This is a genomic window from Methylobacterium sp. J-043 (genome assembly GCF_022829505.1).
In the GTDB taxonomy this organism is placed as follows: Bacteria; Pseudomonadota; Alphaproteobacteria; order Rhizobiales; family Beijerinckiaceae; genus Methylobacterium; species Methylobacterium extorquens_A.
On sequence record NZ_JAKSYB010000043.1, the window covers coordinates 63,689 to 86,853 of the forward strand.

The 23,165-nt window shown below is 67.6% G+C and carries 20 protein-coding genes; 15 read left to right on the forward strand and 5 right to left on the reverse strand.

The genetic code is table 11. The features are described 5' to 3' along the window. The first annotated feature begins 124 nt into the window (after window positions 1–124). A complete protein-coding gene (locus MKK50_RS10830) occupies window positions 125–961 on the forward strand; it encodes an aldo/keto reductase (RefSeq protein ID WP_499022173.1) in 837 nt (278 codons plus the stop codon). Between the two features lie 31 nt (window positions 962–992). Here MKK50_RS10830 and MKK50_RS10835 read toward each other — a convergent pair whose 3' ends face one another. Continuing rightward, window positions 993–3,134: a sensor histidine kinase gene (locus MKK50_RS10835; protein WP_499022175.1), complete on the reverse strand. Its 2,142-nt coding sequence runs from the start codon at window positions 3,132–3,134 to the stop codon at window positions 993–995. A gap of 102 nt (window positions 3,135–3,236) precedes the next feature. After that, the gene (locus MKK50_RS10840; RefSeq protein ID WP_499022177.1) at window positions 3,237–3,551 is read right to left on the reverse strand and encodes an Rdx family protein; all 315 of its coding nucleotides are present in this window, start codon (window positions 3,549–3,551) and stop codon (window positions 3,237–3,239) included. Window positions 3,552–3,794: 243 nt separating this feature from the next. Between MKK50_RS10840 and MKK50_RS10845 the strand changes: the two genes are divergently transcribed. From MKK50_RS10845 to MKK50_RS10875, 7 genes are all read left to right on the forward strand, one after another. Then, window positions 3,795–4,430, forward strand: a complete 636-nt coding sequence (locus tag MKK50_RS10845) for a LemA family protein (protein ID WP_499022179.1) — start codon at window positions 3,795–3,797, stop codon at window positions 4,428–4,430. Between the two features lie 22 nt (window positions 4,431–4,452). Further along, a complete protein-coding gene (locus tag MKK50_RS10850) occupies window positions 4,453–5,241 on the forward strand; it encodes a TPM domain-containing protein (RefSeq protein ID WP_499022181.1) in 789 nt (262 codons plus the stop codon). After that, complete coding sequence (locus tag MKK50_RS10855; RefSeq protein WP_499022183.1) at window positions 5,231–5,857, forward strand: TPM domain-containing protein; 627 nt, start codon at window positions 5,231–5,233, stop codon at window positions 5,855–5,857. Before MKK50_RS10850 ends, MKK50_RS10855 begins: the two co-directional genes overlap by 11 nt. A gap of 300 nt (window positions 5,858–6,157) precedes the next feature. Then, window positions 6,158–8,215: a carbon starvation CstA family protein gene (locus MKK50_RS10860; RefSeq protein ID WP_253373002.1), complete on the forward strand. Its 2,058-nt coding sequence runs from the start codon at window positions 6,158–6,160 to the stop codon at window positions 8,213–8,215. Window positions 8,216–8,222: 7 nt separating this feature from the next. Continuing rightward, entirely contained in the window at window positions 8,223–8,456 is a 234-nt protein-coding gene (locus tag MKK50_RS10865; protein ID WP_253373004.1) for a YbdD/YjiX family protein, read from the forward strand. Between the two features lie 389 nt (window positions 8,457–8,845). Next, window positions 8,846–10,135 (forward strand): YjgN family protein, encoded by a 1,290-nt coding sequence (locus MKK50_RS10870; RefSeq protein ID WP_499022186.1) that lies wholly within the window; start codon window positions 8,846–8,848, stop codon window positions 10,133–10,135. A 7-nt stretch (window positions 10,136–10,142) separates the two neighbouring features. Continuing rightward, on the forward strand, window positions 10,143–11,279 hold the full coding sequence (locus tag MKK50_RS10875) for a M48 family metallopeptidase (protein ID WP_499022188.1): 1,137 nt from the start codon (window positions 10,143–10,145) through the stop codon (window positions 11,277–11,279). Between the two features lie 93 nt (window positions 11,280–11,372). Here the strand turns inward: MKK50_RS10875 and MKK50_RS10880 are convergent, their stop codons facing one another. After that, complete coding sequence (locus MKK50_RS10880; RefSeq protein WP_253373010.1) at window positions 11,373–11,753, reverse strand: hypothetical protein; 381 nt, start codon at window positions 11,751–11,753, stop codon at window positions 11,373–11,375. Window positions 11,754–11,935: 182 nt separating this feature from the next. After that, complete coding sequence (gene ndk, locus MKK50_RS10885) at window positions 11,936–12,358, reverse strand: nucleoside-diphosphate kinase (RefSeq protein WP_253373012.1); 423 nt, start codon at window positions 12,356–12,358, stop codon at window positions 11,936–11,938. Between the two features lie 375 nt (window positions 12,359–12,733). On the opposite strand from ndk, the gene MKK50_RS10890 reads away from it, so the two are divergent. The 7 genes from MKK50_RS10890 (at window position 12,734) to MKK50_RS10920 (ending at window position 22,721) form a co-directional block, all read left to right on the forward strand. After that, complete coding sequence (locus MKK50_RS10890) at window positions 12,734–13,246, forward strand: DUF2147 domain-containing protein (RefSeq protein ID WP_499022190.1); 513 nt, start codon at window positions 12,734–12,736, stop codon at window positions 13,244–13,246. A 362-nt stretch (window positions 13,247–13,608) separates the two neighbouring features. Next, window positions 13,609–15,720: a carbohydrate porin gene (locus MKK50_RS10895; protein WP_499022192.1), complete on the forward strand. Its 2,112-nt coding sequence runs from the start codon at window positions 13,609–13,611 to the stop codon at window positions 15,718–15,720. 274 nt (window positions 15,721–15,994) lie between these two features. Then, the gene (locus MKK50_RS10900; protein ID WP_499022194.1) at window positions 15,995–17,002 is read left to right on the forward strand and encodes an Hsp33 family molecular chaperone; all 1,008 of its coding nucleotides are present in this window, start codon (window positions 15,995–15,997) and stop codon (window positions 17,000–17,002) included. A 153-nt stretch (window positions 17,003–17,155) separates the two neighbouring features. After that, a complete protein-coding gene (locus MKK50_RS10905; protein WP_499022195.1) occupies window positions 17,156–17,371 on the forward strand; it encodes a hypothetical protein in 216 nt (71 codons plus the stop codon). Window positions 17,372–17,521: 150 nt separating this feature from the next. Further along, complete coding sequence (gene edd / locus MKK50_RS10910; RefSeq protein ID WP_499022197.1) at window positions 17,522–19,351, forward strand: phosphogluconate dehydratase; 1,830 nt, start codon at window positions 17,522–17,524, stop codon at window positions 19,349–19,351. A 155-nt stretch (window positions 19,352–19,506) separates the two neighbouring features. Next, window positions 19,507–20,127, forward strand: a complete 621-nt coding sequence (gene eda / locus MKK50_RS10915; RefSeq protein ID WP_499022199.1) for a bifunctional 4-hydroxy-2-oxoglutarate aldolase/2-dehydro-3-deoxy-phosphogluconate aldolase — start codon at window positions 19,507–19,509, stop codon at window positions 20,125–20,127. 419 nt (window positions 20,128–20,546) lie between these two features. Further along, window positions 20,547–22,721, forward strand: coding sequence for a TonB-dependent receptor (locus MKK50_RS10920; RefSeq protein WP_499022201.1), 2,175 nt, complete (start codon window positions 20,547–20,549; stop codon window positions 22,719–22,721). A 43-nt stretch (window positions 22,722–22,764) separates the two neighbouring features. On the opposite strand, the gene MKK50_RS10925 is transcribed toward MKK50_RS10920, so the two are convergent. Beyond that, entirely contained in the window at window positions 22,765–23,160 is a 396-nt protein-coding gene (locus MKK50_RS10925; RefSeq protein WP_253373028.1) for a DUF2794 domain-containing protein, read from the reverse strand. Between the last annotated feature and the right edge of the window lie 5 nt (window positions 23,161–23,165).

Here is a 23,165-nt window from a genome sequence, read left to right on the forward strand (position 1 = left end):
GGCCCTGACGCGCGCGCAGGCCTGCCCCTCGGAAGGATGCCTATACGGCAGGCACGATCATGCCGATTCTCCGCGCCCTGCCCCCGGCCTGTCGCTCGGGCAGCGCATGAGAACATAAAACGCCATGACAGCCCCCGATCCCGTCCCACAGATCGCTCTCAACGACGGACGGTCCATCCCCCAGCTCGGCTTCGGCGTCTGGCGTCTGCAGGAAGCGGAAACGCCTGCCCTCGTCGGCACGGCGCTCGGCAGCGGCTATCGCTCGATCGACACCGCCGCGGCCTACGGCAACGAGGCAGGCGTCGGGCGCGGCCTGCGGGAGACAATCGTCTCCCGGGCCGACGTGTTCGTGACGACGAAGCTCTGGAACGACGCGCAGGGCTACGATGCGACGCGTCAGGCCTTCGACGACAGTCTCGCCCGGCTGGGCCTGGACCATGTCGATCTCTACCTGATCCACTGGCCCTGTCCCGACCGGGGGCTCTATCTCGACAGCTGGCGCGCGCTGATCCGTCTGCGGGAAGAGGGCCGCGCCGCCTCGATCGGTGTCTCGAACTTCACCGAGGATCAGCTCGATCGGCTCGTGAACGAGACCGGCGTCACCCCCGTCCTCAACCAGATTGAGCTGCATCCGCGTTTCCAGCAGCACGCTTTGCGCGCGGCACATGCTCGGCTCGGCATCGTCACGGAGGCCTGGAGCCCCTTGGGCCAGGCGCAGGTGCTGGATGAGCCCGCCATCACCCGGATCGCCGACCGCCTCGGGCGCAGCCCGGCCCAGGTGGTGCTGCGCTGGCACATCGAGAACGGCTTCGTCGCGATCCCGAAATCGGCCACGCCGGCCCGGATGCACGAGAACATCGACGTGTTCGGCTTCTCGCTGACGCCGGACGATCACGCGGCCATCGCCGGCCTCGACCGGGCCGACGGCCGGATCGGGCCGGACCCGACGACGTTCCAGTAAGGCCCGGCACGGGCCGCCCCGGGAGCGGCTTTCACCCTGCCAGCGGCAGCGGTTTCGTCGCAGCGAGTTGCGTGCCGCCCTTGCGCTCCAGCAGGCTCGGTGGCGGCACGGGCGCCTCGATGGTGCAGACGACGCCGTCCGGCTCGTAGAGCAGCTCGACCTTGCCCGCGAGCTCGCGGGCAAGGCTGCGTTCGATCAGGCGCGAGCCGAAGCCGCGGCGGGTCGGGGGTGAGACCGGCGGACCGCCGCTCTCGGTCCAGCGCAGAGAGAGCGAGAGTTCGGGCCGGCGCTGCACGGTCCAGGTGATCGTCACCCGCCCACCCTCCTTGGACAAGGCTCCGTACTTCACGGCATTGGTGCCGAGTTCATGCAGGGCCATGGCGATGGACAGCGCCAGCCGCGGCGCGAGGCGAAGGCGCGGGCCCGATACGACGAAGCGCGTTTCCTGCCCCTCTCCCGCCTCCAGCGGGCGGATCGCGTCGCCCACCACGGTCTTCAGCTCGGCGCCCTCCCAGCTCTCTCGGGTCAGCACGTCGTGGGCACGGGCGAGCGCCAGCAGCCGTGCCTCGAAGGCGGCGCGGGCCGCGAGCGCCTCCTCGCCGTCGAGCCCGCGCAGGGACTGCATGGCGATCGATTGGACGGTGGCCAGGGTATTCTTCACCCGGTGGTTCAGTTCGTTGATGAGCAGGCGCAGATGCTCCTCGGCCCGCTTGGCGTCGGTGACATCGACGCTGCATCCTGTGAAGCCGAGGAAGGTGCCGTGATCGTCGAGGCGCGGCACACCCTCGCAACGCAGCCAGCGGATTTCCCCGTTGCGATCGACGACCCGCATCTCGGCCCGGAACGGATGCCGGTGCTCGAACGCCTCTTGGAATGTCGCCTGGAAAGCCGGTAGATCCGGCGGATGCACGATCGACGCCCAGCCACCGCCGGCCATCTCCGCGGCCGGGCGACCGAACAGGTGGTCGAAATGCATGTTGGCGAAGACCACCTCCGCGGTCTCGTCGGTCATCCAGATCAGCGCCGGGGCCGAATCGGCCATGTGGCGGAAGCGCGCCTCGCTCTCCCGCAAAGCCGCAAGGCCGCGCTGGGTCTCGGCGAGCGCCCGGTCGCGCTCGTCGCTACGGGTACGCAGCCGCAGCGAGGCTTCCGAAAGTACGTCGGCAAGGCGGCGGATCTCGTGGATCGGCGAGGCAATCCGTGGGATCGCCTGCCCCCGCGCCAGGGCCGGCCCCGTCGCCGCGAGCTGGCGCAGAGGCTTCGAGACCCGCGACCAGAGGTGGACGGCGAGCACCGAGGAGGTGGCGAGCACGAGAAGGCCGAAGCCGCCGAAGGCCCAGATCCAGCGCCGCAGCCGCGCTTCGACCAGTTCGCGCGGGATGCTCGCCCCCACGGTCCAGCCGTTGAGCCGCGAGCGCGCCTCGACCACGGTGACGGGCTTGAAGTTGCGGTCGCGCCCCTCCCAGACGCCGGGCGTCCCCGTCATCGTCTGGCGCAGGGTCGCGAGCCGGGGTTGCCCGATCACGCCCGGCATCTCCGGCAGTCGCGCGAGCACGACGCCGTCACGGTCCGAGACTCCCGTGACCCAGCCCCGGACCTGCTCGCGGCCGAGGATGCCGGCGATGCGGTTCAGGGGCACCGAGAAGCTGAGGAGAAAGGCGGTCGCCTCGTCGATCCGCACGGGCACCGCGACGGCGTAATGCGCCTGATCCGGCATGGCCCCCGCAAGGAAGCCGGTGACCATGGAGCGCTGCCCGCTCTCGATCATTTCGCGATCGACCGGCAGCGCCGTCACCGGCAGGGGGGCGCCCGGCTTGAGGGCGGTGTTGACGATCTGCTGTCCGTCCGGCCGGCGCAGCACGAGATCGAGGCCGACCGCCTCTCGCACGAGGCGCGCCTGATTTTCGAAATTGGCAAACTCGCCGTCCTTGAGCCGTGGCGAGGTGGCGAGCGTTTGCAGCACCGAGACGAGCCCAGCCGTGTCGCGGTCGATCGAGAGCGCGATACCCCGCACGTTCTCCCGGGCATCCTGCTCGAAGCGGGCGCGCTCGGTGGCAGCGTAGCGGGTCAGCAGGATCGCAGTGAAGATCAGGCCGGGGCCGATCAGCGCGATCACGAGCATGATCAGGTAGAACTGCGTGGAGAAGCCACGCTGGCCGAGCCGGGAGAGCATGCGTCGGATCAAGGCGTCCCGCGGCGTTTGCGCTGAAGGGTTTTTGAGGATGGCGCCCGCTCATCATGCCCCAGCGCGGGCATACGTGCCAACTGCCCCGGTTCAGCCCTCCCGCCCGGCCCGATCGACATGCCCGAGATCCCGCCCCGGATCGAGCCGATCCCGGACCCGCTGCTTGAGCACCTTCACATCGGGGAAGCCACCATCGCGCACCCGCTCCCAGATGATTTCGGAATCGAACTCGATCACGAACACCCCGCCCGTGCCGGGCCGCAGGGCGACCTCGCCGAGATCGTCGCGGAAAGTGGAAAGGAGTTCCTGCGCCATCCACGCCGCACGCAGCAGCCATTGGCACTGCGTGCAGTAGGTGATGGTGATGCGGGGATCGGCAGGAGTGAGGGCGGTCGCATTGCTCATATGAATATTACATCGTTGTCCGAAGCATGCTGTCAAGCGGCGTGCATCACGCAAGACTTCTACAAGGACAGGGAGACAGACGATCCATTGTCAACGACATGTTCAACGCAACACAGTCCTTTAGGCAAATCCCTCTGTAGAAGCTGAAGCAACGACTCGGCAGCCGCCCCTTCCCGCAGCGGCAAGCCGCCCCTATCTCCAAGACCAGCTTCGCCGCCAAGCTCGCCTCAGAGATCGCCTGCCATGTCACATTCCCTCAGTCCCGCGACCCCCTCCCGCCCCTCCATCCTCAGCCGGGTCGTCTCTGCCCTCGCGGCGCTCTGGCTTGCGACGTGCCTGGCCGGGTGCGGGGCGATCAACCGGGTGCCGAGCCTGGAAGAGCAGGCGAAGTCGTCCTGGAGCGAGGTGCAGAACCAGTACCAGCGCCGGGCCGACCTGATCCCGAACCTCGTCGAGACCGTGAAGGGCTATGCCAAGCAGGAGCAGGAGACCCTGACCCGCGTGACGGAAGCCAGGGCCAAGGCGACGAGCGTGCAGGTCGATGCCTCGACGGTGAGCGACCCGGAGAAGTTCAAGCAGTTCCAGGAGGCGCAGAACCAGCTTTCAGGAGCGCTCGGGCGGCTGCTCGCCTCGGTCGAGGCCTATCCGGATCTCAAATCGAACCAGAACTTCCTCGCCCTCCAGTCGCAACTCGAAGGGACGGAGAACCGCATCGCCGTGGCGCGGCGGGACTATATCCAGGCGGTCCAGGCCTACAACACCGAGATCCGCACCATTCCCGGCCGGTGGGTCGCCTCGTGGTTCTACCCTGAGGCAAAGCCGATGGAGACCTTCACCTCGACGCCGGGCGCAGAGCGCGCGCCGAACGTGAAGTTCTAGTTCGTCCGGCCCTGAACCGGTGATGATGCGTCCTGATCGGATCGCTCGGCGCCCCGCATTCGGCCCGCTGTCGGCGCTGTGGCTCGCGCTGCTGCTCGTTGTGGGCTCCTTCGGTCTCGCCGCCGCGGCCGAGCCCGACTTCCCCAAGCTCACGGGCCGGGTGGTAGATGCGGCCGGCATCCTCTCGACGGAGACGCGGACGCGGATCGACGGCAAGATCAAGGCCCACGAGGACAAGACGGGCGATCAACTCGTCGTCGCCACCGTGCCGAGCCTTCAGGATCTCACGGTCGAGGACTACGCCAACCGCCTCGCCCGCGCCTGGGGCATCGGTCAGAAGAAGACCAACAACGGCGTGCTGCTGCTGGTCGCCCCGAAGGAGCGCAAGGTTCGCATCGAGGTCGGATACGGACTCGAAGGCGCGCTCACCGATGCGTTGTCGAAGACGATCATCACCACGGCGATCACGCCCCGCTTCCGCCAGGGCGACTTTTCCGGCGGGGTGGAGGCGGGGGTGGACGCCATCCTCCCGATCCTCTCGGGCGATGCCGACGAGTGGCAGCGCCGCGCGCCGGTGCGGGAAGACACGGTCGATCCCGTCACGGTGATTTTCTGGATCATCGTCATCATCGCCCTCGTCGTCGTGCTGACGCGGATGAATGGCGGCGGGCGGCGGGGCCGGGGCGGCGGCTTCGTCGTGATTCCGGGGCCGTCCGGTGGTTGGAGCGGCGGCTTCTCGGATGGCGGAGGCGGAGGATTTTCCGGCGGGGGCGGCTCGTTCGGCGGCGGGGGAGCGTCCGGTGACTGGTAGCACGACCATCCTCGATCCCGCCGCGCGGGAGCGGATCGCAGCAGCGATCGGGCGGGCGGAGACCGGAACGACCGGCGAAATCGTGGTGCTGGTCGCGGCCAGCGCCGGCCTCTATCGCTCCCCCGGCCTCGCTTTGGCTCTGGCGGTCGCCCTGGCCTTGCCCTGGCCGCTGATCCTGCTCACCGATCTCGGTGCGGGCGAGATTGCGCTCGCTCAGGCGGCGACCGTGCTCGCCACGCTGCTGCTGACCCTGAACGAGCGTTTCCGGATCACCCTCACCCCGCGACGCTGGCAGCGTGAGCGCGCTCACGCCGCTGCGCGCCGCGAGTTCTTCGCACACGGTCTCACCGGAACGCGGGGACGCACCGGCGTTTTGGTCTACGTGGCCCTCGCCGAGCGCTATGCCGAGATCGTTGCCGACAAGGGCGTGCGGGCCCGCGTAGACGAGGCGCGGTGGCGCGCCATCGTCTCGGAGCTGCTCGGTGCGGCCGAACGCGGAGCCCTCGGCGAGGGGCTCGTCTCGGCGGTGGATCAGGTCGGTGCCGTGCTGAAGGCTGAGCTGCCGGGCAGCCACGGCAGCAATCAACTCCCCAACCGCGTCATCGTGCTCGACTAGAACGTTCGAACGCGCTCCCCACGGCCGATGCCGTTCGGGCCGCACGAGGCCGTGCTCCGAATCATCGGCACCGTCCGGAGACCCGTTTCCCGAGTTGCCCTTGGCGCGGGCGTCGGCGGCATCGCGGCGCCTTCATCCTGAGGTTCGGGTAACGCGGGATGGCGGATGTCACTGCGGGTGCAGAGGGAACCGGCAGCTGTGTGCTCACCGCAACTGGTATCGCAGGAAAAATTGCGCCACACAGATCGGTGAAAGGCCGCCTGCATCAAGAATGCGGCCAATGACGGAGTGAGGCGTCGCATGGGCGCAATACAGAAGCATGGGCCCTGGGCCCTGGTCGGGGCATTGGGCGCTGCGGCGCTGGCGGTGGTCGCCACGCAACGGGGCGAATCGATCAACGCCCTCTGGGTCGTGGTGGCTGCGGTCTGCACCTACCTCATCGCATACCGCTACTATTCCCTTTTCATCGCCGACAAGGTGATGCGCCTCGACCCGAAGCGCGAGACCCCGGCGCACCGTCACAACGACGGCCTCGACTACGTTCCCACCAACAAGTCGGTCCTGTTCGGCCACCACTTCGCGGCCATCGCCGGCGCCGGCCCGCTGGTCGGCCCCGTGCTCGCCGCGCAGATGGGCTACCTGCCCGGCATGCTCTGGATCCTGGCCGGCGTCGTGCTCGCGGGCGCGGTGCAGGACTTCATGGTCCTGTTCATCTCGATGCGCCGTGATGGGCGCTCCCTGGGCGAACTGATCCGAGCCGAACTCGGGGTGATCCCCGGCGTCATCGCCCTGTTCGGCACCTTCATGATCATGGTCATCCTGCTCGCCGTGCTGGCGATGATCGTGGTCAAGGCACTGGCCGAGAGCCCGTGGGGCACCTTCACCGTCGGCGCGACGATCCCGATCGCGATCCTGATGGGCCTCTACGCGCGCTACATCCGGCCGGGCAAGATCGGCGAGGTGTCGATCATCGGCTTCGTCCTGCTCATGGCCGCGATCGTCGGCGGCGGTCAGATCAATGAGCACCCCACCTGGGGTCCCGCCTTCACCTTCACCGGCACCCAGCTCACTTGGATGCTGATCGGCTACGGCTTCGTGGCCGCGATCCTGCCGGTGTGGCTGCTGCTCGCCCCGCGCGATTACCTCTCGACCTTCCTCAAGATCGGCACCATCGTCGGCCTCGCGCTTGGCATCGTCGTCGTCGCCCCGCACATGCAGATGCCGGCCACGACGAAGTTCGTCGACGGCACCGGCCCGGTCTGGGCGGGCTCGCTGTTTCCGTTCCTGTTCATCACCATCGCCTGCGGCGCGGTCTCGGGCTTCCACGCCCTGATCTCGTCGGGCACGACCCCGAAGCTCGTCAACAACGAGATGGACACCCGCTTCATCGGCTACGGCGGCATGCTGATGGAGAGCTTCGTGGCGATCATGGCGCTGGTGGCCGCCAGCGTGATCGACCCGGGCATCTACTTCACCATGAACTCCCCGGGCGCCCTGCTCGGCGGCACGCCGGAAACCGCCGCCGCTGCGGTGACGGCGCTCGGCTTCCCCATCGCTCCGGACGTCATCGCCCAGACCGCCAAGGATGTCGGCGAGCACTCGATCATCTCGCGCGTCGGCGGCGCGCCGACCCTCGCGGTCGGCATGGCGCACATCATCTCCTCGGCCATCGGCGGCAAGGCGATGATGGCCTTCTGGTATCACTTCGCGATCCTGTTCGAGGCCCTGTTCATCCTGACCGCGGTGGATGCGGGCACGCGCGCCGGCCGCTTCATGCTGCAGGATCTGCTCGGCCTGCTCTCGCCGCGCTTCAAGGATACCTCGGCCTGGGGTCCGAGCGTGGTCGCCACCGCTCTGTGCGTCGGCGCCTGGGGCTTCTTCCTCTACCAGGGCGTCACCGATCCGCTGGGCGGCATCTACACCCTGTGGCCGCTGTTCGGCATCTCGAACCAGATGCTGGCCGCCGTCGCACTGACGCTGGCGACCGTGGTGATCTTCAAGATGAAGCGCGAGCGCTACGCTTTCGTCACCATCATCCCGACCGTCTGGCTCTGCATCTGCACCCTGACGGCCGGCTGGCAGAAGATCTTCTCGCCCGATCCGAAGATCGGCTTCCTCGCGCACGCCGACCGCTTCTCGGCGGCGATCGCGGAAGGCAAGGTGCTCGGCCCGGCCAAGAGCATGGCGGACATGCACAAGATCGTCTTCAACGATCGCATCGACGCGGCCCTCGCCGTGTTCTTCGTCGGCCTCGTCGTGGCGATCGCGGTGTTCGGCGTCATGGCCTGCGTGAAAGCCTACCGCGCCGATCGCTGGACGGCGCTGGAAGCAGATCCCAGACTCGTCCCAGCGGAGTGAGCGTGTCATGAGCGGAACCGCAACGTCGATGCAGAGCTTTCGCGAACGCCTTCAGGCTTTCAACAAGTGCGTCTGCGACGGCGCGCGGCTGATGGTGGGTCAGGGCGATTACGGCACTTATGTCGCCCATATCGCCAAGACCCATCCCGATCAGGCGCCGATGACCGAGCGGGAGTTCTTTCGCAACCGCGAGAACGCTCGCTTCGGGGTCGGAAACACATCAGGTTTCCGCTGCTGCTGAAGCTCCATTATCCCCCGGGGGACAGTTCGCTCCTCGTGTGGTGACGTCATGTGAAAACGCCGGGCTCCGTGATCGGGCCCGGCGTTTTCTTTTGAAAGCATGTTCAGCGGTCTGCCCGCGAGCGCAGTATCGCTGCGCGCAACATCGCAGCGAGACGAGCGGCAGAATCGGAGTTGAGTGCGGCGCCCGCCGTCGACTCAGCGACAGTTGTCGAGAAACGGTCGCGACGCGGTTTTCACGTGAAATTAACCATGAAAACTCGGCGACGCGCGGTCGCTGCACCGGCTTTCCAGTGACCGATCGTTCCTAAAGCAACGATTGTGTGCGACGGCTGTTGCAACGCAACCAGCGCGGATTCTAGTCTCCCAGCAACGAGGGGGACTGCAACGATGGATCAATTGGCAGGTGTGCCGGGCCCGGCTGGGGCGCGGACGGGACAGATTGCGTTCGACCGGAAGGCGCCGGGGCTGACGGGCATCGTCGTCAAGGGCTTCCTGCTCTCGCTGGTCACCTTCTCGATCTACCGGTTCTGGTACATCACCAATCTGCGGCGGTACTTCTGGAGCCGCACGGTCGTCGCCGGCAGCCCGGCCGAGTATCTCGGCACCGGCAAGGAGCTGTTCCTCGGCTTCCTCGTGGCGCTTGCCATCCTGGTGCCGATCTACATCGTCCTGTTCGTCGTCGGTCTCCTGAGCCCCGTGCTGGCGGCGCTGGCTGCGCCGATCTCCTTCATCGGCCTGTTCGTGCTCGGGCAATACGCGCTGTTCCGCGGCCGGCGCTACCGGGCTTCGCGCACGCGCTGGCGCGGCATACGCCTCGGGCAGGACGGGTCGGGCTTCGCTTATGCCGGACGCGCCTGCCTGTGGTGGCTCGCGACCTTCTTCAGCTTCGGCCTGGCCTTCCCCTTCATGCGCGCGGCGCTGGAGCGCTACCGCATCGACCACACGCTGATCGGCCAGAGCCGGATGCGCTCGACCGCGACCGGCCGCTCGATCCTGATGCCGTGGATGATGTTCTACATCACCGCGCTGCTGCCGATTCTGCTGAGCGTCGTGGCGCTGCTGGCAGCGACCGGCTTCGACATCCCGAGCGATCTGCTGATTCAGGATCCGGCGAGCGAGAAGAGCAAGTTCATCTTCAATCCGGCCTACGAGGATTCGCCGCTCGTGTCCTACGCCAGCGCCGTCGGGATCGCCGCCAGCGTGTCGATCCCGCTCGCGCTCCTGCTGATCCCCTATTATCGGGCGCGCGAGACCCGCGCGTTCCTCAATGCAGCCCATCTCGGTGAGGCGCGGCTGGCCTCCTCGCTGAAGGCGCGCCAGTTCTACTTCCCCTATTTCGTCTACATGCTGGCGGTGCTCGGCTTCATCATCGTTCTCGGCATCATCTTCGCCCTTCTCGTGCCGTTGATCGCCATGGAGGGCGAGAATGCGGGCATCCACGCCTTCGTCATTGCATCGAGCGTGCTGCTCTATCTCGGGGCCATCCTCGGAACGAACGTGCTCTATGTCCGGATCATCACGGTGAGGCTGTGGCACGCGGTGGCGACCACGATGCAGATCGAGAACCTGCCGGCGCTGGAAGCGGTGCTCGCCTCGACGCGCGCCCCGGCCAGTGGCCTCAACGAGGGGCTGGCTGACGCGCTCGATGTCGGCGGCGCCCTCGAGATCGGATTCTAGCCCGCCGATGGAGGCGATCACCACGACCGGCACGTTCTTCGATGGCCTCAGCGCCCGGCCCCGGCCGGTGACGCTGAGGCTGACGTTCCGGCTCGAAGTCTCCGGCGGGGACGTTTCGCGCGACTGGAGCCTGCTCGATCTGCGCGCGGCCGACGCCGCCCCACCGCTGATGCGGATCAACCACACGCAGAGATCGGAGAGCATCGAGTTCGCCGACGAGACGTTCGCGGAAGCCCTGAAGGCGCGATGTCCCGACCTGAGCCGGACCGAGAGCGGGGGCGGCCTGACCCGCCTCGTGCTCTGGTCGATCGCGGCGGGCGTCTCCGTGCTGATGACGGCTGTCTACGGTGTGCCGGCGGCCTCGAACCTGCTCGCCCCCTTGGTCCCGCGGGCGATCGAAGCGCAACTCGGACGCAGCGTCGATACCCAGATCGTCGGCTTGCTCGGCGACCCGCCGCTCTGCAACGATGCGGCGGCGCGGGCGGTGCTCGATCGGCTGACGGCGCGGCTTGCCGAGGGCATGGCGCTGCCGGAGACTCCTCAGGTCAGCGTGCGCCGCCACACGGTTGCCAACGCGCTCGCCCTTCCGGGCGGACGGGTGATCCTGCTCTCGGACATCATCGCCAAGGCCAAGAGCGGCGATGAACTGGCCGGCATCCTTGCGCACGAGTTCGGCCACGTCGCCGCCCGCGATCCAATGCGCTCGGTGATCACGGCCGGCGGCACCTCGTTCCTGCTGAGTCTCGTGCTCGGCGATCTCACCGGCTCGACGGTGCTGGTAACGATCGGGCAGGCCGCGATCTCGGCGAATTACTCACGCGACGCAGAGCGAACGGCGGATGCCTACGCGGTGGCGGCGGTGAAGCGGGCCGGCGGGGACGGGGCCGCGCTCGCCGCGATCCTGGAGCGCATCACCGACGCGGATGACGAGAAGCCGGACGCGACCTCGTTCCTGCGCTCCCATCCGGTCACGGCAGAGCGGTCCGCGCGGATCCGGTCTTTGGCAGGGCAGAAACCGGCCGGCCCCGGCATCCTGTCCGAGGCGGAGTGGAAGAGCCTCCAGGGCATCTGCCCGAAGCCGGCCAAACCGGAGAAGCCGAAGCCGGACGACGGGGACACCACGGCGCCGACCGAGAAGCTGTAGATTCCGGCTCCGAAAGACCGGGAGCTATCAAAGGTGCGGGTTCGAGCCCTGCATCTCTCGAAGGGACGGCGCTCAGCGCCGCCCCTTATCCCATCAGACCGGACGCGGCAGCTTGCAGCTATCGAGCGCGTTCAGCGCCTTGGCGCGCGCGCTGTCGTTGAAGTAGCCGGTGGTGCGGTAGGAAGCGATCTCGTCCTTGTCGAGGGCAGAGAGCGTACGCTCGGCATAGCAGCCGCAGGGCGCGGCGAGCGCGTCTTCGGGAACCTTCTGGAACCGGGCCTGGGTGACGGTGCAGGCGTGGCGCACGCGGCCGGTCAGGTTGGTCTTGGTCGCGGTCTTCAGCGTCGGATCGGGCACGTAGCCTTCGAGCGAGGTGTACTGCGTCGAGCGGCCGGCGGTGTTGCAGGCGGCGAGCAGGGACACGAGGCCGGCCGCGACGAGCAGGCGGCCGGTGCGCGAAAACGTGAGGCGCATGGGAGCGAAAATCCGAAGAGAGACGGGAAATCGTCGATCGATTCCGTTCTTCGGGCCGCTCGCCCTGCACCGCTAGGGCAGGAGAGTCACACTCGGCCGGATTGCGCCCGGAAGGTCAGCCCCGCGCAAGCGCGAGCGTGTTTCTCGCCGGCCCTGTTACGAAAGCCGGCGAGAACCGTGCTTTAGGCGGCGATGTCGGCGTCGTTGAAGAACTGCGCGATCTCGAGACGGGCATTGTCGGCGCTGTCGGAGCCGTGAACGGTGTTCTCGCCGACCGACTCTGCGAACTGCTTGCGGATGGTGCCGTCGGCGGCCTGGGCCGGGTTCGTGGCGCCCATGACTTCGCGGTACTTGGCGACGGCATTCTCGCCTTCCAGCACCTGCACGACTACGGGGCCCGAGGTCATGAATTCGACCAGCTCACCGAAGAACGGGCGCTCCTTGTGCACCTCGTAGAATTTCTCCGCCTGCTCGCGGGTCATGCGGATGCGGCGCTGGCCGACGATGCGCAGGCCGGCAGCCTCGATCACGGCGTTGACCGCGCCGGTGAGGTTGCGGCGGGTCGCGTCGGGCTTGAGGATGGAGAAGGTGCGCTCGTTGGCCATGGTCCGGTCCGGTTCGTTGGAGAAAGGGGTCGCGCGACGCGCTGAAGGAGGGCGGGCTCGAAAGCCACCCGAGAGATCGACCGTGTCGGCAGTCGACGGCCCGGCTGGCGCCCGGCGCGCCGGGCTTATAGCGGTGGACCGGTAGGCCCTCAACCACCGTCAACCCGCTGACAGGCAACGGATGCCCATGCGAGCGGAATCACGGCAAGCTCGGCCTTTTTCGGCGCCGCCATGGCTTTAGCGCAACACCGCCGAAAAATCGCCGGATTGCGGCGGCTCAATGGGTGGACGGTTCGCCTGCCCCCGCTCGCTGCCGGGGCGACCCTTCCTCCGCAAGCCTCAGCCCATCTTTGGGCCCAGCCTCAGGAGCCATTCATGCGTATCGCTCTCGGTCTCGCCGCTTTCCTGGCCTCGAACGCCGCCTTCGCCGCCCCCAAAGACCTCTCCGGAACGTGGCTGACGGGGGACGGACGCGCGAAGATCCGCATCGACCGCTGCGGGCCGAGCGGCGGCAACGCCTGCGGCAAGGTGGTGTGGCTGAAATCTCCGACCGACGACGCCGGGGCGCCGCGCAACGATGTGAAGAACCCCGATCCGAAGAAGCGGGCACGCCCGATCATCGGGCTGACGCTCCTCGAAAACCTCAAGCCGGAAGATGCGGGCTTTGCCGGCGAGATCTACAACGCCGACGAGGGCAAGATTTATCAGGTCAGCCTGGAGCGCGAGAGCGAGGGCGAACTGAGCGTGCAGGGCTGCATGCTCAAGGTGCTGTGCGGCTCGCAGACCTGGACCCGCGTGCCGGACGTGAACCAGCAGGCCGCCGCGACCCCTGCGAAAACCGCTGCGAAGCCGGCCCCGGCCAAGGTGCCGGCCGCTCCCGCGGAGTGATGCGCGCCGAACATTTTAGGGAAAAAGGGGCGCGCCTTTGCTGGCGCGCCCTGAAGTTCGACAAACCTGATGGGGATCAAGTCCGCCCAAAAGTTAGCGTGACGGTGCGATGCAGCAAGCACCCACAGGCACTTATTTATCTTTTTGGGACCGCTTACGTGCGATCGTCCCAGCTTCGCACACCTTTCCGCGGGCTGTGACGGCGCGTCCGTCATCGTCCTGTCGGATGTTTCGGCTTCTCACGGACATCGTGGCGCCCGCGCAACCGTTCTGAAGCCTCGTGCTTCGGCGGGTCGTGGGCGCATTGCGGCGGCAACGGCATCTGCTAGGCCGCTCAAGGGGTGGCGGCGGGGGCTGGCGCAGTGTTCAAGGCGCGCGCGGGGACAATCGCGAAACAGGGGGCCGTCTCGGCAGGGCTTGCCGCGATCCTCGGCTTTCATGCCTGCGCCGGCATGGCCGCGGACCTCGCGGAGCGCGCAACGCCCCGCTTCATCGATTGGTCCGGCTTCTATGCCGGGGTGCAGGGCAGCGCGGGCGCTTCCTTCGGCAATTACGATTTCGGCCCGACCACGATCGGCGCGCGCCGCGTTCGGACGCTCTCGACGGGTGATGCTACCGGCAGCCGCGACCTCGGCGGCGACGCCACCACGGTGGTCGGCGGCGCCTTTGCCGGCTGGAACGGGCAGGACGGGGCCCTCGTCTACGGGATCGAAGCCGACCTCGCCGGCGCCAATCTCAAGCGCGGCGCACGCTCCGATGCACCGGGCTTCGGCTACGAGGCGATCGATCCGCCCTTCGCGCTGATCCGCGAGAAGACGGACGTGTTCGGAGCCGCCCGCGCGCGGCTCGGCTACGCCTTCGGCAACAACCTGATCTACGCGACCGCCGGGCTCACGGGTGCCAACGGCCGGGTGCTCGCCACCTTTCCGGATCCGGCCGGCGGCCCGACGGCGACGGCCTCTCGCAACGTCTCCTATCTCGGCTTCACGCTGGGTGCCGGCGTGCAATTCGCGGTCGATCCGCATCTCTCGCTCGGGATCGACTACCGCTACAGCGACCTCGGCGAGAGCGGCCGCTTCGGCCTCGGCACGCTGCCGGGCCTCGACGGGGGACCGGTGACGACCCGCACCGGCTTCGTTTCCAACCAGATGATGGCGCGGCTGATCTGGCACCCACAGGCGCTGACCCTAGTGCCGGAGGAAGAGGACGAGCCCCCGAAGGACACCCGCTTCTCGTTGCACGGCCAGACCACCTTCGTGAACCAGGGCGTGACGGGCTTCCGCGCCCCCTATCGCGGGCCGCAGAGCCTCGTGCCGGATCAGGCGCAGGCGACGACGACCGCGACGCTGTTCCTCGGCCTCAAGCTCTTCGAGGGCACCGAACTCTACTACAATCCGGAATTCAGCCAGGGCTTCGGCCTGTCGCGCACGCTGGGCGTGGCCGGCTTCGTCAACGGCGAGGCGCAGAAGGCCGGCGCCCCCTTCCCGAAGCTGCGCTCGAACCGCTACTTCGTCCGCCAGACCTTCGGGCTCGGCGGCGAGACGGAAGCGGTGCCGGACGGGCCGAACTCCATCGCCGGCACGCGCGACGTCGAGCGCATCACGGTCATCGCCGGCAAGTTCGCGCTCGGCGACTTCTTCGACGGCAACGTCTACGCCCACGACCCGCGGGTGGACTTCATGAACTGGGGCCTGTGGGCCGCGGCCGCCTGGGACTTCCCGGCCAACCTCCCCGGTTTCACGCAAGGCGTGATGGTCGAGTACAACCGCGCGGAATTTGCGGTCCGCGCCGCCTACACGCAGGTGCCCAAGGAGCCCTCCTCCGACGTGCTCGACCCGCGGGTGTTCGAGCGGGCCGGGGCCGTCATCGAGTTCGAGGAGCGCCACACGCTGCCCGTGCTCGACCAGCCGGGCCGCTTACGCCTCGGCCTGTTCTCGAATGTCGGCAACACCTCCAACTTCCGGCAGATCGTGGCACTGACGCAGACGGGCGCCTTCGCCGACATCAACACGGCGGCCGCCGCGACGCGGGAGCCTCGGCGCAAGAGCGGTGCCTACGTCAATCTCGAACAGACGCTGACCGCCGATCTCGGCCTGTTCGCGCGGGCGAGCGTCAACGACGGGCGCAACGAGAACCTGTCCTTCACCGATATCGACGGCTCGGTCTCGGGCGGCCTCTCGCTCAAGGGCGCCGCCTGGGGCCGGCCGCAGGACACGGTCGGCGTCGGCGCCGCCGCGAACCGGATCTCGACCTCTCACCGCGCCTACTTCGCCAATGGCGGGCTCGGACTCCTGATCGGCGACGGCCGCCTCGACAATTACGCGCCGGAGCGGGCGGTCGAGGTCTATTACGCGATGAACCTGACGAAGGCGGTGACGATGTCCTTCGACTACCAGCACGTCGAGAACCCGGCCTACAACCGCGACCGGGGCCCGGCCGATTTCTTCGGCACGCGGTTGCACACGGATTTCTGAGCCGTCCGGCCAGAGCATCGTCCCGAAAGGTGGCCGCCGGCTTTCGGAAGAAAGACGATGCGGAAACGACAAGTGCGGCCGCGTGCGGACTATTTGCGTGGTGGGGCCGGCCGAGGGCATCATGCGCCGGTCTCGCGCCGGGGCACGGTGCCCCCCATATGAGGAGCGCCGAGGACGTGCGCCGGTTCGTGCGCCTCCGTCGGTTCGACGCGACGGCGCCGGACCGGCCGCCCTCCCGCTCCTCTTTTTCATCCAGCCCGGATACGGAGAGCCCATGAGCTCCGGACACGCCCCTTCTTTCACACCCTCGCTCGAAGGCGACGACGACGCCGTTCTGCCGTTCGCCGTCGAAGCGCTGGATCTGCGCGGCCGCGCGGTGCGGCTCGGGCCCTCGATCGACACCATCCTGCGCCGCCACGGCTATCCCGACGCGGTCGCTCGGCTGATCGGCGAGGCGGCGGCACTCACCGTGCTGCTTGGCGCCTCCCTGAAGCTCGAAGGCCGCTTCCAGCTCCAGACCAAGACCGACGGACCGGTGAACATGCTGGTGGTCGATTTCGAGGCGCCCGACCGGGTGCGGGCCACCGCCCGCTTCGATGCGGAGCCGGTGGCCGCCCTCGGCCCGAAGGCGCGCGCCGCCGACCTGATGGGTCGCGGGCATCTGGCCATGACCATCGATCAGGGGCCAACCCAGAGCCGATACCAGGGCGTCGTCGCTCTCGAGGGCCAAAGCCTCGAAGAAGCCGCGCACCAATACTTCCGGCAATCCGAGCAGATCCCGACGCTGGTCCGCCTCGCGGTGGCCGAGCAGATGGAGGGCGGGGAGAGCCGCTGGCGGGCCGGCGGCCTGCTGGTGCAGTTCCTGCCGACTTCGCCCGACCGGATGCGCCAAGCCGACCTTCCGCCCGGCGACGCACCGGAGGGCCACGAGATTCTCACCGGCGCCCCCCGTGACGACGATGCCTGGACCGAGGCGCGCAGCCTCGTGAACACCGTGGAGGACCACGAAATCGTCGATCCGGCGGTGTCGAGCGAGCGGTTGCTCTACCGCCTGTTCCACGAGCGCGGCGTGCGCGTGTTCGATGCGCAGAGCGTGGTCGAGCGCTGCCGCTGCTCGCAAGAACGGGTGTTGGGGATGATCCGCTCGTTCTCGGCCGAGGAGCGGCGGGACATGGTCGCGGATGACGGCACCGTGTCCATCACCTGCGAGTTCTGCTCGCGCCGCTACGTGCTCGATCCGGCCGAGGTCGAGCGGGATATCGCGACCGCGCCGGGGGCGTGACGTCGTTCGCTCCGTCCGTTCTGCGACGGCAGCAGCTCAATGAACTGGCGACGTTTGCAGGAATGCGAACGTGTATGAGATCAGGGGTGAGGATCGGCGGGTGGCACCCCGCCGATCTTCGGCTCAGGCGCAGAGGGCCACAAGACCGCTATCGTGACGGGCGTAGACGACGCGGTGGCGTTGTTTCTCACGGTGATGGTCAAGATGCCTCCCGACCACATCGATCATCTCCTCTCCACCTCGCTTGCTCAGTCATGCGGCGGCCGTAGTCGTCCATTCGACGACTGGCCCGGCGCACGGACCTTCGCGGTGATCGCGGGTGAGGTGAGCGGCGGCACGATCGACGTGGCACAGGCCGTCGCAATCTGAAATTTCCGCGCGTCGAAGCTCGCAGTTGGATTGATGAAAACGTTCTCACAAGCGTGATCCCGTTTGGAGTCTCTCCATGTTAAGGGGTGCGCGGGCCCCGTTCTTGCGGGCCTGTCCGTGCCGTCGATATCCGAACGAGGCGAACGAGCCATGCCGGAGCTTCATCCCGAGGTCGCCGCGGTCACCGAGCGCGTCATCGCGCGCTCCCGCGACAGCCGCCGTGCCTATCTCGACCTGATCGAGCGCGAGAGGGAGGCGGGCGTGCACCGCCCGATGCTCGCCTGCGGCAACCTCGCCCACGGCTTCGCGGCATCCGGCGAGGACAAGCCGGCGATCATCGCGGGCCGCGCCATGAACATCGGCATCGTCACCGCCTACAACGACATGCTCTCGGCGCATCAGCCCTACGGACGCTATCCGGAGCAGATCAAGCTGTTCGCCCGCGAAGTGGGCGCGACGGCCCAGGTGGCCGGCGGCACGCCCGCCATGTGCGACGGCGTCACCCAGGGCCAGCGCGGCATGGAGTTGTCGCTGTTCTCCCGCGATACCATCGCCCTCTCCACGGCGGTCGCGCTCAGCCACGGCATGTTCGAGGGCGCGGCGCTGCTGGGCATCTGCGACAAGATCGTGCCCGGCCTGATCATCGGCGCGCTCCGCTTCGGACACCTGCCGATGATCCTGATCCCGGCCGGCCCGATGCCCTCGGGCCTCGCCAACAAGGAGAAGCAGCGCATCCGGCAGCTCTATGCCGAGGGCAAGGTCGGCCGCGCGGAACTGCTGGAGAGCGAGTCCGCCTCCTATCATGGGGCCGGCACCTGCACCTTCTACGGCACCGCCAATTCCAACCAGATGATGATGGACGTGATGGGCCTGCACATGCCCGGCGCTTCCTTCATCAATCCCGGCACGCGGCTGCGGCAGGCGGTGACGCGCTCGGCGATCCACCGGCTCACCGAGATCGGCTGGAACGGCAACGATTATCGCCCGCTCGGGCGCTGCATCGACGAGCGGGCGATCGTCAACGCCATCGTCGGCCTGCTCGCCACCGGCGGCTCGACCAACCACGCGATCCACATACCGGCCATGGCGCGGGCCGCCGGCATCGTCGTCGATTGGGAGGATTTCGACCGGCTCTCCGGCGTGGTGCCGCTGATCGCGCGGGTCTACCCGAACGGCGCGGGCGACGTGAACCACTTCCACGCGGCCGGCGGCATGTCCTACGTCATCGCCTCGTTGATCGATGCCGGCCTCCTGCACGACGACCTCTTGACGGTCGCCGGCACGCGCCTGCGCGATCACGCCCGCGACCCGAAGCTTCTGGGGGACGGGAACGATCTCACCTTCGAGGACGCGCCGGCCGAGCCGCTGGACGAAGCCATGCTGCGCCCCCCCGCCCGCCCGTTCCAGCCGGATGGCGGGATGCGGCTGGTGAAGGGCAATCTCGGTCGGGCCACCTTCAAGACCAGCGCGGTCGACCCCGAGCGCCGCACCATCGAAGCCCCGGCCCGCGTCTTCTCCGATCAGGACGACGTCATCGCCGCCTTCAAGGCGGGCGAGTTGGAGCGCGATGTCGTCGTGGTCGTGCGCTTCCAGGGCCCGCGGGCCAACGGGATGCCGGAGCTGCACAAGCTGACCCCGCCGCTCGGCGTGCTGCAGGACCGCGGCCACAAGGTGGCCCTCGTTACCGACGGGCGGATGTCGGGGGCCTCCGGCAAGGTGCCGGCGGCGATCCATCTCAGCCCCGAGGCCATTGGCGGCGGCCCGATCAGCCGGATCCGCGACGGCGACGTCGTCCGGCTCTCGGCCGAGCAGGGCTTGCTGGAAGTGCTGGTCGATGCGGCCGAGTGGGACAGCCGCGAGGACGCGGTGCGGCCGCCGGACGGCGTCGGCACCGGCCGCGAGCTGTTCGCCTTCATGCGCCAGGGCGCCGACGAGGCCGAGCGCGGCGGCTCGGCGATGCTGGCGGCGGCGGGTCTTTAGAGCATCGTCCCGAAAGGTGGTCCCCGGCTTTCGGAAAAAGACGATGTGAAATCAGAAGGCTAGAGTATCGGCCTGGATCCGATATCCAGGACGATGCTCTAGAGCATCGCCCCGAAGACGCGCGATCAGCAGAACCGACACCGGAGGAGACCCCGATGAGCATCATCGACGCGCTGATGCGCTCCGTTCCCGTCATCCCCGTGCTGGTGGTGGAGGATGCCGCCGACGCGGTGCCCATCGCCGAGGCGCTGGTCGGCGGCGGCCTCACCGCCCTTGAGGTCACCCTCCGCACCCCCGCGGCGCTCGACGTGATCCGGGCGATGTCGAGCGTCGAGGGCGCGGTGGTCGGTGCCGGAACGGTGCTGAATGCGCGCGACCTCGATGCTGCCATCGGGGCAGGCGCGAAGTTCATCGTCAGCCCCGGGCTGACCGCGCCGCTGACGGAGGCGGCCCTCGCCTCGGGCGTTCCCTACCTGCCGGGTGTCGCGACCTCCGCCGACATCATGCGCGGCCTCGACCACGGGCTCGACCGCTTCAAGTTCTTCCCGGCGGAAGCCGCGGGCGGGTTGAAGGCGCTAAAGGCGCTCGCCGCGCCATTCGGACAGGTGCGCTTCTGCCCCACCGGCGGCATCACCGAGGCGACCGCCGCGGACTGGCTCGCCCATCCTGCCGTGCTCTGCGTCGGAGGAAGTTGGGTGGTCCCCGCCGGCAAGCCCGACCCGGCGGCGATCCGCCGGTTCGCCGAAGCCGCCGCGACTTTGCGGCCTGCCCGGTAGGGCATCATCGCGCAAGCCAGTCGCATTCCCACCTGAAAAGGGCGAGGCTCCGCAACCTTCGCGCCTGTCAAAGGCACATTGGACAGCAGGGCCCGCCGCGATTCGCCTGGTGTCGGTCGGCGTCTCGTCGCCCCCTGGGCCGAAACCATGCGTACAGATTACAATGGCTCCAAGCAATACTGTGCCTTCGCAGCAACATTGTTGCTGCATTGTATAGATTTTAACGCTTCTATGCTGAAAAATAGGCACTCAGTTTCAGCGACTTGACCGCAAATTGCGAATTATTCCAAGCAAAAGCACGATTTCTGTCGTTTGTTATAAAGCCCCACCCGCTTGATCCCCGTCAGGCGATGCCGTCATGACCGCCAAGACGGCGGAACGACGTCGTCAAATATTACGAAGAAGACGGGGGCTTGAACTTGAGACGTCCTGGAACGAGTGAAGTCGCCTTTGCGATTCTGGCGGGGACGACCGCTGCACTGGCAGGGCCTGTACAGGCACAACCTGTCGTTCCGGTGACGGCATCCCCTGTCGCCGTCGCGCTCGATGAATTGGCCGTCGAGGGCCTCAGCCGCGGGGGCCTGCGCCTTGAGCCGCAGGGCGGCGTCACGGTCGGCTATCTCGGAAAGGCGACTCGGAGCGCCACCAAGACGCCGACGCCCCTGCTCGATACGCCGCAATCCGTCTCGGTCATCACGCGGGAGCAGATCCTCGACCAGGGCTTCCAGTCGATCGGCGAGGCGACGCGCTACGTGCCGGGCGTGATCCAGGCCCAGGGCGAGGGCAACCGCGATGAGTTGATCATCCGCGGCCAGCGCTCGAATGCCGACTTCTTCGTCAACGGAATCCGCGACGATGTGCAGTATTACCGCGACCTCTACAACATCCAGCGCATCGAAGTGCTGAAGGGGCCGAACGCGATGATCTTCGGCCGCGGCGGCGGCGGCGGCGTCATCAATCGCGTGCTCAAGGAGGCCGACGGCGTCCCGACCCGCGAGATCGTGGCCCAGGGCGGCCAGTTCGCGAACAAGCGCGTGGCGCTCGATGTCGGCGACCGCGTCTCCGACAGTGTGTTCTTCCGCATGAACGGCGTGTTCGAGGATACGGCGACCTACCGCGACTTCGTCGATATCCGCCGCTACGGCGTGAACCCGACGATGACGTTCCTGCTCGGGCCGCAGACAACGCTGCGCCTCTCCTACGAATTCTTCCACGACGACCGCACCACCGATCGCGGACTCCCCTCGCAGTTCGGCCGGCCCTACCGGTATCGCGACAACCGGACGACCTATTTCGGCAACCCGTTCCTGTCGCCGACCTACGTCAACGCCCACATCGCCACGGCGCAGCTCGACCACGTCTTCGAGAACGGCGTCGTGATGCGCAGCCAGTCACGCATCGCCGATTACGAAAAATTCTACCAGAACGTCTTCCCCGGTGGGGCTGTGAATGCGGCCGGAACGGCGGTCAACATCTCGGCCTATAACAGCCAGACCGACCGGACGAACTACTTCAACCAGACTGACCTCACCTACCAGTTCCTGACGGGTCCCGTGAAGCACACCCTGCTCGCCGGGTTCGAACTCGGCTACCAGGAAGGCTTGAGCTTCCGCGAGGAAGGCTTCTTCGCGACGCCGGGCGCGCCGCTGAGCCTTGCCGTCAATCCGCTTGCGCCGCTGAGCCGGGTCGGCATCAACTTCCGCAATACGACCGGCGCCAACAGCGTCTACGACCTCGGCCTCGCCGCGGCCTACGTGCAGGATCAGGTCGAGCTGAACGAGCATGTGCAACTCATCGGCGGCCTGCGCTTCGACCATTTCGACTTCGCGGCGACCGACCGGCGCACCAATGTCACCAACGCCCGCGTGGATGATCTGGTCTCGCCGCGGGCCGGCCTCGTCGTGAAGCCGCTGCAGAACCTCGCCTTCTACACAAGCTACAGCATCTCGTACCTGCCCTCGTCGGGCGACCAGTTCAGCACGCTGAGCCCAGGGCTCGCCATCGCCCAGCCGGAGAAATTCGAGAACACCGAAGTCGGCGTGAAATACGACGTCTCCCCCGTGCTTCAGATCACCGGTGCGCTGTTCAACCTCGACCGCAGCAACCAGCGCATCCCCGACCCGAATCGGGCCGGCTTCTTCCTGACCTCGGGCCGGACCAACACGCAGGGCGCGGAGATCGGCGCCAACGGCTACCTCACCGATTGGTGGTCGATCGCGGGCGGCTACGCCTTCACAGATGCACGCATCACCAGCAATCTGTCCCCGGCGATCGTTGCCGGAAACTTCGTCGGGCTGGTTCCGCTGAACGCCATCACGCTGTGGAACAAGTTCGACATCGACCCGAGCTTCTCGGTCGGCGTCGGCTTCATCAACCAGTCCCACACCTTCGCGACCTCGGATCAGACCGTGCGTCTCCCAAGTTACTCGCGCTTCGATATGGGCCTGTTCTACCGGATCAACGAAAATGTGCGCGCGCAGGTGAACATCGAGAATTTGTTCGACCGCAACTACATCGTCTCGGCGCACAACAACAACAATATCCTGCCCGGCGCCCCCCGCACGGTCCGGGCTCAAGTCATCGTGCGCTGGTAGCCGCCCCGCCTGATCCCGCCTCCGGAGACCTCGGAGGCGGGGATTACACCGCCCGCAGCGGCCCCTCCAGAACGCCGATGACGCGAGCGAGGTCGTTGCCGCGCTTCATCACGAGGCCGCTCGCCGCGATCACCGCGTAGGCGCCCTGGCGGCGGGCGAGCTTGGGATCCTTCTCGATCCGGTAGAGCGGCATCTCGGAAGCGCGGCGGTAGATCGAGAACACCGCCTTGTCGCGGCGGAAATCGAGGGCGTAGTCGCGCCATTCGCCCTCGGCGACGCGCCGTCCGTAGAGGTTGAAGATGGTCCGCAACTCGTCGCGCTGGAAGGCGACTTGCGGGGTGGTGGGCGACGGAAACGGGATGACTTGTGGCGTCGCTTGCGGCGCCATTGGGCTGTCCCGGTCGTTCGAGCGGTGATCGACGCTCTGCCCCTCGCTCATCGTCA

What these genes read in the sequence shown, in the direction of transcription:
- MKK50_RS10830 (WP_499022173.1), top strand. Translation starts at nt 125, where the DNA reads ATGACAGCCCCCGATCCCGTCCCACAGATCGCTCTCAACGACGGACGG.
- MKK50_RS10835 (WP_499022175.1), bottom strand. Translation starts at nt 3,134, where the DNA reads ATGCTCTCCCGGCTCGGCCAGCGTGGCTTCTCCACGCAGTTCTACCTG.
- MKK50_RS10840 (WP_499022177.1), bottom strand. Translation starts at nt 3,551, where the DNA reads ATGAGCAATGCGACCGCCCTCACTCCTGCCGATCCCCGCATCACCATC.
- MKK50_RS10845 (WP_499022179.1), top strand. Translation starts at nt 3,795, where the DNA reads ATGTCACATTCCCTCAGTCCCGCGACCCCCTCCCGCCCCTCCATCCTC.
- MKK50_RS10850 (WP_499022181.1), top strand. Translation starts at nt 4,453, where the DNA reads ATGATGCGTCCTGATCGGATCGCTCGGCGCCCCGCATTCGGCCCGCTG.
- MKK50_RS10860 (WP_253373002.1), top strand. Translation starts at nt 6,158, where the DNA reads ATGGGCGCAATACAGAAGCATGGGCCCTGGGCCCTGGTCGGGGCATTG.
- MKK50_RS10865 (WP_253373004.1), top strand. Translation starts at nt 8,223, where the DNA reads ATGAGCGGAACCGCAACGTCGATGCAGAGCTTTCGCGAACGCCTTCAG.
- MKK50_RS10870 (WP_499022186.1), top strand. Translation starts at nt 8,846, where the DNA reads ATGGATCAATTGGCAGGTGTGCCGGGCCCGGCTGGGGCGCGGACGGGA.
- MKK50_RS10875 (WP_499022188.1), top strand. Translation starts at nt 10,143, where the DNA reads ATGGAGGCGATCACCACGACCGGCACGTTCTTCGATGGCCTCAGCGCC.
- MKK50_RS10880 (WP_253373010.1), bottom strand. Translation starts at nt 11,753, where the DNA reads ATGCGCCTCACGTTTTCGCGCACCGGCCGCCTGCTCGTCGCGGCCGGC.
- ndk (WP_253373012.1), bottom strand. Translation starts at nt 12,358, where the DNA reads ATGGCCAACGAGCGCACCTTCTCCATCCTCAAGCCCGACGCGACCCGC.
- MKK50_RS10890 (WP_499022190.1), top strand. Translation starts at nt 12,734, where the DNA reads ATGCGTATCGCTCTCGGTCTCGCCGCTTTCCTGGCCTCGAACGCCGCC.
- MKK50_RS10900 (WP_499022194.1), top strand. Translation starts at nt 15,995, where the DNA reads ATGAGCTCCGGACACGCCCCTTCTTTCACACCCTCGCTCGAAGGCGAC.
- edd (WP_499022197.1), top strand. Translation starts at nt 17,522, where the DNA reads ATGCCGGAGCTTCATCCCGAGGTCGCCGCGGTCACCGAGCGCGTCATC.
- eda (WP_499022199.1), top strand. Translation starts at nt 19,507, where the DNA reads ATGAGCATCATCGACGCGCTGATGCGCTCCGTTCCCGTCATCCCCGTG.
- MKK50_RS10925 (WP_253373028.1), bottom strand. Translation starts at nt 23,160, where the DNA reads ATGAGCGAGGGGCAGAGCGTCGATCACCGCTCGAACGACCGGGACAGC.